The organism is Treponema sp. R6D11, from assembly GCF_054786075.1.
In genome coordinates this window covers 1-9,915 of the sequence record NZ_BDHD01000067.1, presented here as the reverse complement: position 1 = coordinate 9,915, position 9,915 = coordinate 1, and the positions used below count along the sequence as shown (strand labels likewise).

Annotated in this window: 9 protein-coding genes; all 9 read left to right on the top strand. The window is 42.8% G+C overall.

What is annotated here, in order from left to right:
* Positions 1-900 (top strand): dual-specificity RNA methyltransferase RlmN (rlmN, locus tag ACYVTD_RS07395; RefSeq protein ID WP_461247135.1); only part of this gene is annotated, 900 nt, incomplete at its 5' end.
* Positions 901-910: 10 nt separating this feature from the next.
* Positions 911-1,597 (top strand): PP2C family protein-serine/threonine phosphatase, encoded by a 687-nt coding sequence (locus ACYVTD_RS07390; RefSeq protein ID WP_461247134.1) that lies wholly within the window; start codon positions 911-913, stop codon positions 1,595-1,597.
* Positions 1,598-1,607: 10 nt separating this feature from the next.
* Positions 1,608-3,377, top strand: coding sequence for a Stk1 family PASTA domain-containing Ser/Thr kinase (gene pknB / locus ACYVTD_RS07385; protein ID WP_461247133.1), 1,770 nt, complete (start codon positions 1,608-1,610; stop codon positions 3,375-3,377).
* On the top strand, positions 3,374-3,871 hold the full coding sequence (locus tag ACYVTD_RS07380) for a phosphoribosyltransferase (RefSeq protein ID WP_461247132.1): 498 nt from the start codon (positions 3,374-3,376) through the stop codon (positions 3,869-3,871). The genes pknB and ACYVTD_RS07380 overlap by 4 nt, the downstream gene beginning before the upstream one ends.
* A 170-nt stretch (positions 3,872-4,041) precedes the next feature.
* Positions 4,042-4,644, top strand: coding sequence for a hypothetical protein (locus ACYVTD_RS07375; protein ID WP_461247131.1), 603 nt, complete (start codon positions 4,042-4,044; stop codon positions 4,642-4,644).
* Positions 4,645-4,656: 12 nt separating this feature from the next.
* Positions 4,657-6,069, top strand: a complete 1,413-nt coding sequence (locus tag ACYVTD_RS07370) for a hypothetical protein (protein ID WP_461247130.1) — start codon at positions 4,657-4,659, stop codon at positions 6,067-6,069.
* A gap of 39 nt (positions 6,070-6,108) precedes the next feature.
* Positions 6,109-7,866: a VirD4-like conjugal transfer protein, CD1115 family gene (locus tag ACYVTD_RS07365; protein WP_461247129.1), complete on the top strand. Its 1,758-nt coding sequence runs from the start codon at positions 6,109-6,111 to the stop codon at positions 7,864-7,866.
* A 14-nt stretch (positions 7,867-7,880) separates the two neighbouring features.
* Complete coding sequence (locus ACYVTD_RS07360; RefSeq protein ID WP_461247128.1) at positions 7,881-9,053, top strand: hypothetical protein; 1,173 nt, start codon at positions 7,881-7,883, stop codon at positions 9,051-9,053.
* A gap of 254 nt (positions 9,054-9,307) precedes the next feature.
* Positions 9,308-9,915, top strand: a 608-nt coding sequence (locus ACYVTD_RS07355; protein ID WP_461247127.1) for a hypothetical protein, incomplete at its 3' end; no start/stop codon positions are given.

The following is a 9,915-nucleotide window of genomic DNA, read 5'->3' as shown; positions in this document are numbered from 1 at the left end:
ACCTCTTTTGACGAAATGACCAACCTGAAAAAAGACTTTTTGTCGAATTTAGGCTTGCATTTTAAGTTTAGTAATGTTATAATAGAAAAAACACAAATATCCAGCGATGACAGGACGAAAAAGTTCCTAATCAGGCTGGAAGACGGCGAGGCTGTTGAAGCTGTCGCGATGCACTATAAATACGGATATTCCCTATGCATTTCAACGCAAGTTGGATGCAAAATGGGTTGTGAGTTTTGCGCAACGGGTTGTTTAGGATTTAAAAGAGATCTAACCACGGCGGAGATGGTCAGTCAGGTTATGGAAATCTCGAAAACTTTGCCTGAACGCGTGTCTCATATCGTGCTTATGGGCATGGGCGAACCGCTTGATAATTTCGAAAACGTGTTAGATTTTCTAAAGATAATATCGCATAAATGGCATGTAAATATATCCTATCGGGCTTTATCGTTATCAACCTGCGGGTTAATACCAGAGATCGAGAAGCTAAAAAAAGAGAAACTGCCGATAACGCTTTCGATCAGCCTGCATGCGACGACGGACGAAGTTCGTAAGAAATTGATGCCAGTGGGGAAAGCTTATAAGATAGAAGAACTTATAAAAACATGCAGAAATTATGCTAAAACAACAGGCAGAAGAGTCTACTATGAATATCTGCTTTTAGACGGGATAAACGACACAGATGAGGACGCGCAAAGGCTTGCAAGCTTCTTGAAAAATTCGAACTCAGCGGTTAATTTGATTAACTATAACGAAGTGCCAAATGCGGAGTTTAAGAGAAGCAAGCGTTCAAAAGAATTTTGGCAGTCTTTGAAAAAAAGAGGCATAATAGCGAACACAAGACGAGAATTAGGGCAAGATATAGATGCGGCCTGCGGGCAGCTAAGAGCAAATAGCTAGCGGAGGAAAAATGCAAATCACAGGTTTCTCAAACAAGGGCAATAGAGCGACTAACGAAGACGCTATTTTTTGCGATGAGAAACAAAATCTTTTCGTCGTAGCCGACGGTATGGGCGGGGAAAACGGCGGGGAAGTAGCCTCGACCGCTTGCGTCACCACGATTCAAATGGCGGTGGGAAAGGGTAAAGAAAATATCGAAGAAGGGCTGTACAAAGCTATTTTTGAAGCAAACGAGGTTGTCTATAGCCTTGCAATCGGCGAGAACAAGAGCATGGGGACGACTGTCGTTGTTGCAAAAATCGCGGATAATAATTTATATGTTGCCAGCGTTGGAGACAGCAGGGCGTATATCTTGCGTAATAACCAATTCAGGCAAATCACAAAAGATCACACAGCCGTTCAAGAGTTGCTTGACTTAGGCGGGATAACAGAGAATGAGAAAGATAAGCATCCTAGCCGCGGACAATTGACAAAAGCTATCGGGACGGACAAATCCGTTGAAGCGGATGTTTATAAAGTTGAGCTAGAGCGCGGAGACAGCGTCGCACTCATGACAGACGGGATTTATAATGGTATAACGGATGTCGAACTTGGCGAGCTAATGCGTCAGGGGCAATCGGCAGAAGCGATAAGCAATTTGGCAGTCAGCCGTTATGGCAAAGATAATGCAAGCATAATAGTAATATATAACATATAGAGGTGTAATTATGATCAACAAAATTATCGGGGGACGGTACGAACTTTTAGAAGAAATCGGCAATGGCGGCATGGCTATTGTTTACAAAGGCTATGATAAACTCTTGGGGCGCAATGTAGCGGTCAAAGTTTTGCGCAAGGAGTTTAACAACGATAACGATTTCATCCAAAATTTCATAACCGAAGCACGCGCAGCGGCATCGCTATCCCACCAAAACTTAGTTGGCATATACGACGTCGGCAATGACGAGGAAGAAGATATCTTCTACATCGTTATGGAATATTTAAACGGGGTTACACTAAAAGACTATATCAAAGCTAACGGACATCTTGGCTGGCAGGAATCCTGCTCGTATATATTGCAAATACTAAAAGGGCTTGCGCATGCGCATGCCAAAGGCGTGATTCATAGGGATATTAAGCCGCAGAATATCATGCTTTTGCAAAACGGCGTTGTTAAGATAATGGATTTTGGTATCGCTCGCGCGGTTAGCTCAAAAACTGTTAAAATCGGCGGGGGGGACACTCTAGGCTCTGCGCACTACCTATCTCCAGAACAAGCAAAAGGCAGACACACAGACGAAAAGAGCGACATTTATTCCCTTGGCATCGTGATGTATGAGATGCTAACAGGCTCGGTTCCGTTCGATGGAGACAATGCAGTTTCAGTTGCAATGATGCACATCAGCAACAAACCAGTTCCGCCGAGTGAGGTAAACTCAGATATCCCTCCTGCGCTAGACGGAATTATATTGCGAGCTATTGCGAAAGACAGAGCGTCTAGATACAGCACTGCAAGCGAAATGTTAGAGGATGTTAAAATTGCTCTTCGCGCGCCAGATAGCCTTATTCCTATGGGCAAGAAATTGAACGCGCCGGAATATACACAAAAAATATCGACTGATAAACAAAACAGTATAGAGGCGTTATTGGGCGACGATGATGTTGCTCCAGCGTATGTACCGGTCAAAAAGGAACGCGCGAGCGACGCGATTATAACCGATAAAAATGTTAAAAAATTAAACAAAGCAGGATTAATATCAGGCTGCATTTTCGGCGTTTTGGGGCTACTGTTCTTAGTTTACGCATTCTTCCCTGGCGCATTCGGCGGCAGAGGAAACGTTGTTGTGCCAGATTTAGTCGGCAAAAATATAGAGGTCGTTAAAGAGGCATATAAAGATAATAAAGACATCGAAATAATAATCGATAGCAGACGGAGCGATGCGAAAATAGCCAAAGATTCTATCATCGAGCAAACGCCGGCGGCAAGCAGAACCGTCCGCGCACCGATCGAGATCCACGTTGTTGTTTCAGACGGCATTAAAGACTTGATTTTGCCAGATTTGATTAACAAAGACGAGCGAGCCGCGAAGCAAATACTGCAAGAAATGGGCATTAAATTTACTACTGAAAAAGAAAGCTCAGCAGATGTCGCTGAAGGATTAATCCTAAAAATGACACCGACGGCTGGGTCGACCATAACTAGCGGTTTGACCGTTAAACTCGTTGTCAGCACAGGCAAAAACGGAATAGATATCAAAATGCCAAACTTCATTGGGCTATCTCTCGATGCGGCGAAAAGGCTTGCGGATGAGAAAAAATTAGTCGTTTCAACAACGTATGTTGACGGCAGCGAAAAAGCGGGAACGGTTATAAACCAAAGCCCAGGATATAACGAAAAAATCAAAGAATTTTCAACTATAACGCTCGTGCTATCTAACGGCAGGCTAGCCCCTACGGCGACACCTACTCCAACACCATCTCCTACTGTAAGACCATGAGAACTTTAATAAAATCGAGAAAAATTAAAAAGGCGATTGCAAAAGTCGCTCGGGAGATTTCGCGTGATTATGCTGGGCAAGAGGTGACATTTGTTTGCGTTTTGTCAGGCGCGTTCATGTTTTTTGCCGAGCTTTTACAGAGAATAAAAGACGTTGACGCGAATGTTGTGTTCGTTAAGGTTGCAAGCTATGGCGTGGGAAAATCGGCGGGAAAGCTAGAGTTTGGATATGAAACGCGCGAGGTCGGCGCGAGGGAGAACGTCATAATAGTCGATGATATTTACGACAGTGGGCAGACGATGCACTTCCTGCTAGAGAAATATTCACATGCAAATTCAGTTAAATCTTGCGTCTTGCTTGAGAAAAAAGTCCCGCATACATATCCTCTTGAGCTAGACTATCGCGCGCTAGAGTGCGAAGATGAATTTATCGTCGGGTTTGGGCTAGATTACGCGGAGAAATTTAGAAATTTACCAGACATAAAAGTTGTATAAATGATTTTTAAGAGCCGCAATTGGCTCTTTTTTGTTGAGTTATGTTAAATTTATGTTAAAGTTTTGAAAAACACGCATTTGTAACACAATTTTAACATTATTTAACTTGACTTTTTTGGAAAAACCTGTTAAAATATACTATATAGTGTAATTTTAGGGGGACGTGTAAAATGTCAGCAGATATACCAATAGAAGTAATAAAAAAACTAACTCAAGATGATTCTCTGCCTGCTAATAAAAGCAAGGCGGATTATTTGCGTTCAATTCAAGAAGACTTTTTGAAAAAGATCGAGTCTCCTGAATTTGGGCAAACCGCCGAAACTCTTGCGAAAGAGCAAGCATACGAGCTAGAGTTTGCAAAAAGAGAAATTGCTTATGAAGAGATGGACAAACTATTCAACTACGTCCTAAAAGATAACGAGGCATTCGCTGCGACAGAGCACGAAAGACGTTTCATGGAACTTGCTATGTTTGAAAAGACGAAAGAAAAAACCGGCATCGAAGCTCCTCAAAAGCTGATTGATGAAGTGGACGCATCGGCAAGAGAAGTTAAGTGGCAAATATTAGAGGACGACGAGCTATTCGAAGGCTTCAAACAATATGGCACAAGCGAAAAGTTAGATGCCAATGCTTTAGCAAAAGCTGATGACCTTATTAGACGTGAGGGCGTGGAGAAGGTTGTTCATGCTGCAAAAATGCTTGAACGTGAGGGAGCGTACGACAAAGGAACTTTAAATAAATTAACGCAATTTATAGGAAGTAGAGTCCGTTAAGGGGGGATTAACATGGCAGACACAGACATGGGGAAAGAGGTCGCCCAAAAAACGACCCCGAGTGCGATTTTCGGCAAATTTATGCAGTTTTATTGGCCTTACAAAATGATGATTTCAGGTCCAATGAAAGAGAAAAAAGCGAAAAGAGAAGCAGCAGCTAAAATGCCAGCTACAAAAGCTGAATTTTTGGATGTTACGGCAAAAACGCAAGCCGTATTAGAAAAGCAGACCGAAATATTCCAAAAAGAGTATGACGCTCTTCAACAAGTTAAGGGTCAAAGAGCTTTAACTGATAATGAGTTAGCACTAGAAACAACTCTTAAAAAGTCAATCTCGCGTAATATCAACACGAGCGCTACTTTGGAACGTAATCACGACCGAATTGAAGCTATGAGCGAGAAGGATTACGCAACCTTCATACAAAATCCAGCGCAGGCGGATCCTGCGTTGTGGAAAGAAGGCGTATATACTGCGCAAAGAGGGGAAGAGACTCTACACCAGATTTCGGCAAAAGATATAGAAATATTTTCTAAAGAAATAGAGAGGTTAGAAGCTGCAGGAAAGAGTGTTGGAATAGAAGATTTAAGCAAAGAAGCGCAAGAGATTTATGCGCGTGCCGAAAGAATGGCTGGCGCACGAAAAGGAGAATTGGGCTTAGATAAAAAAGTTGAAGAAGCATTAGGTGCGAAGGTTAACGGGCTTGAGATTGGCGAAAATCCGGAGTTCGATTTTCGAGAAGGAGACCTTGGCGAATTAGCTATTGGCGAAAATATTCTTGAAAAAGAAAAAACAGAGGCCGAGAAAGTTGAGAGAACCGAAGAGAAAAAGGCTGAAGAGAAACCTCTAGATAAAGAGGATCCTGCAAAAGCTGAAGGCAAAGATGTAAAACCTGAAGAAAAGGCGCAGGAAGTTAAGACTGAAGAGAAAAAGGCTGAAGAGAAAAAGGCTGAAGAGAAAACAACCGAACAAAAAATCCAAGAGCAAGCCGATAAGGGTCCAGAGGCAGGAAAAGAAGCGATTGAACAACAACAAGAAGTTGCAAAAGAAATGAAAGCTGCGCAGGACCTAACTGGCGACAAAAGCGGTTTAGGAGCGCAACTAAAAGAGCTTGAAACTATAGCAAATAAACATAGCAAACAACCTGAATTATGCAGATCCCAAACTCCAGCAGGTGAGCTTGGCACAGTTGTCCCAACTTCTGCAATGGCACCGGGCGGCTCGCTTGACATTCAATCATCTCTTGAAAATAATTTCGCTACCAAGGCTCAAGAAATAGTAGCACAACCTGGCGGCAAAGAGGCTTTAAATAGTCTTGCCGAGCAAAACTCAGCGGTTAAAGCAATAATGAGTACACCTGCTGTTGAAAAAGTCCTTGCAGAATCAATTGCAAAAAGTGCTGCCACTATTGTTCCCGGTCTAAATTAAGAACTTAAAGATAGCAACATCGAAAGGAATTCACATAAGATGCTAAAATGGATACGCAAGAATATTCAAAGGTTATCCCTCGAGTTTGTCGGGGTTCTTTTAGCGGCTTATGCTGGCATTATAATCGGCATGATTTGGATCACACGCCCTGCCGGCGACGGCGCGGCTCTTTTTTCTGCTATGCTGGATTATTTGCCAAAAGCTATACCTCTTTTTATTAAAAACCCAGCTTTATTAGTTTTTTCAAACGAAACCATGAAATTCGCAGGCATCACCTCTTTGGTTGCGTTCTTGTGTATATTATGGTATGAAATGAACAAGAAGAACTTAATGAAGGGCAAGGAGCATGGTACCGCCGAGTGGGGCGTGCATGCTGATATAGCGCCACTTATCGACCCTGTCTTTGCGAACAACGTCTTATTCACGCAGACAGAGCGAATGAGTACAGACCAAAGAATGACGAGAAAGAACCTTAACATACTGACAATCGGTGGATCTGGCTCTGGTAAAACCCGTTTCTTTGCAAAACCTAACATTATGCAATCGAACACATCATATGTAATCACTGACCCTAAAGGCGAGCTTTTAAGCTCAACGTCGGGATTATTGGCAGACATGGGCTACAAAATCAAAGTATTTAACTTGATCGACATGGCGCATTCAAATTGCTACAATCCGTTTGCATATATAAAAGAAGACAATGATGTCTTAACTTTGATTAGAACGCTGATCAAAAACACGACGCCAAAGGGCGCGCAATCGAATGACCCGTTCTGGGAAAAAGCCGAGACTGCGCTGTTGCAGGCGTTGGTGTATTATTTATGGTATGAAGCGCCGGCGGACGAGCAAAATTTCTCTATGATTATGGAGCTTTTGCGCGCTGCGGAAGTTCGCGAGAGCGACGAGACATACCAATCAGATTTGGACAGGTTATTCAAGATATTAGAAGAAAAAGACCCGACGCACATTGCTTTGAAGCAGTATGCAATCTTTAAGCAGGCGGCTGGGCAAACGGCGAAATCCATCTTGGTTTCGACCTCTGTTCGTCTCGCGCCTTTCAACATTCGCGACATCGGCGCGCTAACAATCGACGATAATTTAGAGCTTGATAAGCTCGGCGATGAGAAGACGGCGCTATACGTCGTTGTCCCTGATTCGCATGATACATATAACTTCATCGTAGCGATGATGTATAGCCAGATATTCAAAGCATTATATATGAAGGCAGATTTCGACTACGGCGGAAGATTGCCAGTTCATGTGCGCTTTATCCTTGATGAATTTGCGAACATTGGGCGCATACCTAACTTCGAGGAGATTTTGGCGACGATGCGTTCTCGCGAGATTTCCGCAAGCATCATTATCCAAAACTTAGCTCAGCTTAAAGCGATTTATAAAGATTCGTGGGAGAGCATAACCGGTAACTGCGATACTATGCTATTCTTAGGCGGTCAAGAGCAATCGACGCTTGAGTATATCTCAAAACGCCTCGGCAAGAAAACGATCGACACGAAGACGACGTCGGTTAATGGTGGTAAAAACAAGGCAACGAACATCAACTTTGGTATCCATGGGCGCGAGCTTATGTTCCCAGACGAAATTGGCAGAATGCCTGATACAGAGTGTATCCTGATGATGCGCGGTATGAAACCGTTTAAATCAGAGAAGATAAAACTTGAGAAACACCCTAATTATGATATGTTATACGACGGCAAAGGTCCGCAAAAATACGATTATCGCGACCACTTGAAAACGCCGTACGATCTGCTTGATAAGTTTTTCAACGAGTTTAAATAAACTAGGTGGCGACCATGAAAAAGCGCAATAATAAACTGAATAAATTTAGCGTCATATCCATTATGATGGCGCTTTTTTTGTCTATCGCCGCTATGATTCCCGCGCAGGCAGCGCTTGGAACAGTAAATTTAAGCACTGTAGAGACGAAATACGAACTAGACGCAAATGGATCGAAAGTTAAAGACGCTACGATAAAAATAAACGGGGTTGGGAATGGCGGGCCTAGATATGAAGTGATTGTAAACCCTGGTGGAGCTTCTGCTTTCCCGAAGAAAAATATTTACGGTATGCTTGCAGGTGCTGGTCAATATACGACAAATGTTTCCGGTGGGTCATCATTTACAATAAATCTCGATTTGCTAGCGATTTTTGGATCTAATATTCTTAAGAATCAATTAAGTTACACCATTTATATTAGGGAATATAACTTGGCGGGCACTTTTATCGCAGAATCGTCGATGATTACGATAACCTTCGCTATGCCTGAAAAAGTTCTTGGGATGTATTGGGGTGCGTCTACGGGTAAAACTATTTCTTTGACATCTTTTTCGCCGAACTATACTCCGCCACCTACACCAACTCCCACACCAAAACCTTCAGCGACAGCAACTCCTTCGCCTACCCCTACACCAACACCGACCGTAGTTGCGGCTGTGTCGCCAACCCCAACAATAACTCCGCCCCCAACGAACACTCCGAGACCAACTGCTACCCCTGCGCCTGAGAGAGGGCACAACCCGCTTTCGGGGCTTATTGTTCAAATTTATTATATCATTTCAGGCGCGATGTTTTTGCTCGGCGTATACCAAATCGCGCGCTCGTTTACGGACGAAGAAGTTAATAAAAACCGAAAAGACGGCATAACATTCTGCATATTAGCGACTGCGATTTTGGCTGTCCCGCTCATGTTTATCGATCCAATAACTGGATCTTTAAGAATGATGGGGCTACAAAGATATGTGAGTTCATACCCTATTATGGCAAATAATGTGTTGTCAGACGCTCTCACGCCTGTTGCTGAAGCTATCATTCTATGGGGTTTTGCGCATTATATAATTTCGTTCGCAAAAGACGGCAAAGAGGGCAAGCATAAGGGAATTTTGCTTATATTGGCGGGTTTCTTCGTGCAGATATTCCCGATTTTCTTGGTGATTATTCTTAACTTCACCCTGGGGCGTTGGAAATAATAATATGATTTTAACGCTCCCTTATAGGGCGCTTTTTTATTGCAATTTTGATGATTTCGCAGCATAAAATTAAATAAACAGGTAATTTTTTATCAGTTATGTTAAATTTATGTTAAATATGACAAAACTTGGCAAAAAAAGTCGCTTTTATGTTGCGGAAGATATCGAAATATGTTATAATTATTATATAGGCGTATGGGGCGCAATCTATGCCCTTCGTTTGTATCACTTTTGGCTCTAAAAAGGGGAACAACATGAAAAAAATATTTGATAAATTTAATACTAATTTTTTAAGCAAAATCTTTGTTTCTCTTTGCGCGTTTAGCATGCTTGCAACTCCGGTTTTCGCGGACGGTGTTTTGGAGGCAGATAGCCCGGGTAAGCTCGCATGGAGCATTATCAGGTTTGTATTCGGCCTAGTTGCTCCGGTTTTGGCTATCTTTGGCGCATATAAAATCGCTATCGGTATCGGGCAGGACAAGCCAGAAGAGAAAACAAAAGGCGTACAAATGGCTGTTACAGGCGCTATGATCCAGCTAGTCGTTAGCTTTAATCTTACAAATTATTTCGCCGGCTCAGGTGATTTAGCATGGTGGGGGTCTATGGGAAGAAACGAAGGCATTAACGAATGGATTAATAAACTGCTCGGCTGGGTTGTCGGTCTTGGCGTTGCGCTACTTGGCTACGCGTTAGTCAAATTCGCTATCAGCTTTCAAAACGACGATACCGGCGCGAGGGTTAAATCGTATCAACAAGCAGTCACAGGCGGCATCATCGCCGGCATCAGCACGGTTATTAGAATAATTATACCAGGTGTTGCTACGGGTGAACCAGCTCTTAGTGCTGCTGATAAAACAATAGG

Coding starts and splice junctions, on each gene's coding strand:
- pknB (WP_461247133.1), top strand. CDS start 1,608: ATGATCAACAAAATTATCGGGGGACGGTACGAACTTTTAGAAGAAATC.
- ACYVTD_RS07365 (WP_461247129.1), top strand. CDS start 6,109: ATGCTAAAATGGATACGCAAGAATATTCAAAGGTTATCCCTCGAGTTT.
- ACYVTD_RS07390 (WP_461247134.1), top strand. CDS start 911: ATGCAAATCACAGGTTTCTCAAACAAGGGCAATAGAGCGACTAACGAA.
- ACYVTD_RS07360 (WP_461247128.1), top strand. CDS start 7,881: ATGAAAAAGCGCAATAATAAACTGAATAAATTTAGCGTCATATCCATT.
- ACYVTD_RS07370 (WP_461247130.1), top strand. CDS start 4,657: ATGGCAGACACAGACATGGGGAAAGAGGTCGCCCAAAAAACGACCCCG.
- ACYVTD_RS07380 (WP_461247132.1), top strand. CDS start 3,374: ATGAGAACTTTAATAAAATCGAGAAAAATTAAAAAGGCGATTGCAAAA.
- ACYVTD_RS07375 (WP_461247131.1), top strand. CDS start 4,042: ATGTCAGCAGATATACCAATAGAAGTAATAAAAAAACTAACTCAAGAT.